Origin of the sequence: Ureibacillus suwonensis (genome assembly GCF_042655065.1) — a bacterium.
Lineage (GTDB): Bacteria > Bacillota > Bacilli > Bacillales_A > Planococcaceae > Ureibacillus > Ureibacillus suwonensis.
The window spans coordinates 1-541 of sequence record NZ_JBHSNQ010000088.1 but is presented as its reverse complement, the minus strand read 5'-3'; the positions used below and the strand labels follow the sequence as shown (position 1 = coordinate 541).

Genomic DNA, 541 nt, shown 5'->3' with positions numbered 1-541 from the left:
GTCGGGACTTATCGAGAACCCATATACCGTATTCATCGGTTTTTAATCCATGCTTGTTGGCGATACGACCTATTTTGTTGGCTGAAACGCCCAGAATTGCCCCTATTTGCCCTGCTGTGTAGGTTTTTTCGGGTTTAGGAAGCATTGGAACGTCTGAAATAAGCTCTGTGGCGTTTCCTATGAGTATCTGAATCTGTTCCTTTGGGAGAATGTCTTTGAACTTGTCAGCTACATTTACGAGCAATCTCGTTTGTCTGGTCTTTGCATTACGAATACGAGCTTCTAATTCAAGTTTACGAGCTTCATCACCTTCAACCACCGTCAGTTTGGGGGCAGTTGGAGTGATTTGATAATCGCCCTTGCGAAGACCTTACAGAACGTCATATACGAAGTCGAAGAACGCATCAGCTTTTTGTTGTCTGCTCCATCGGCAGATTTCATAGACACCTTTTGCAGTATAAAGAATAGTGTCGTAGGCTTTGCCATCAGTTGTCGTCAGTTTGGTGACAACTGAAAATTTATCTAAACGGTGCTTATAGCG

Annotated in this window: 1 pseudogene; it reads right to left on the bottom strand. The window is 43.4% G+C overall.

Features of this window, described 5'->3' with window-relative positions:
* Positions 1–319 (bottom strand): annotated as a pseudogene (locus tag ACFPOH_RS10750) (phage repressor protein); the annotation flags it as partial.
* Between the last annotated feature and the right edge of the window lie 222 nt (positions 320–541).